The sequence below is a fragment of the Stenotrophomonas sp. P5_A8 genome, from assembly GCF_056400545.1.
Genome location: NZ_JBFULB010000612.1, coordinates 1 through 870, shown reverse-complemented (window position 1 = coordinate 870; position 870 = coordinate 1). Strand labels below are relative to the sequence as shown.

Annotated in this window: 1 protein-coding gene and 1 pseudogene; both read right to left on the bottom strand. The window is 66.3% G+C overall.

Features of this window, described 5'->3' with window-relative positions; genetic code table 11:
* Positions 1-375, bottom strand: a pseudogene (locus AC1DQP_RS21065) (UDP-glucose 6-dehydrogenase); the annotation flags it as partial.
* Positions 376-398: 23 nt separating this feature from the next.
* The coding region (locus AC1DQP_RS21060; protein ID WP_478052502.1) for an FKBP-type peptidyl-prolyl cis-trans isomerase at positions 399-870 on the bottom strand (472 nt) is incomplete at its 5' end.

The window sequence follows — 870 nt, the reverse complement described above, 5'->3', positions numbered from 1 at the left end:
GCCTACCGGCACGGTCGACTTGTTAACCACCACGGTCGGCACGGCCATGTGCGTGCCGATCGTGCGGGCCACCGCCAGCACGTACTGCAGGTCGGCGCTGCCGTCCTCGTCCGGTGGCGTGCCCACGGCGATGAAAATCACCTGGCCATGCGTGATCGCGCTGGCGGCATCGGTGGTGAAGGCCAGCCGCGATGCGGCGTGATTGGCCTTGACCATCGGCTCCAGGCCCGGTTCGTAGATCGGGATGACGCCACGGTTCAGGCCATCGACCTTGGCCTGGTCGATATCGACGCAGACCACCTGGTGGCCGACATCGGCCAGGCAGGTACCCGTGACCAGACCGACGTAACCGGTACCGAAAATCGCTACACGCATGTCCGTGGGGACTCCAGTTTCGCTTACGGCAGGACGTTGAGCAGTTCGACGTCGAAGGTCAGCGTCGCGTTCGGACCGATCGGACCGCCCGGCGTGCCCTGTTCGCCGTAGGCCAGCTCGCCCGGGATCCAGAAGCGGTACTTGGACCCGGTCGGCATCAGCGAGACGCCTTCGGACCAGCCCTTGATGACCTGGTCCAGGCCGAACTCGATCGGCTGGCCGCGCTCGTAGCTGCTGTCGAAGACGGTGCCGTCCAGCAGCTTGCCTTCGTAGTTCACGCGGACCTTGCTGGTCGGCATCGGACGCTCGCCCGACCCCGGACGCAGCACCTGGTACTGCAGGCCCGACGGGGTGGTGACTACGCCCGGCACGGTCTTGTTCTTGGCCAGGAAGGCATTGCCCTCGGTCCGGTTGGTACCGGCCTTGGCCGACGCCTGGGCCTGCATTTCAGCCTGCTTGCCGGCCATGAACCCTTCCAGCGTGGCCTTGGCCTGC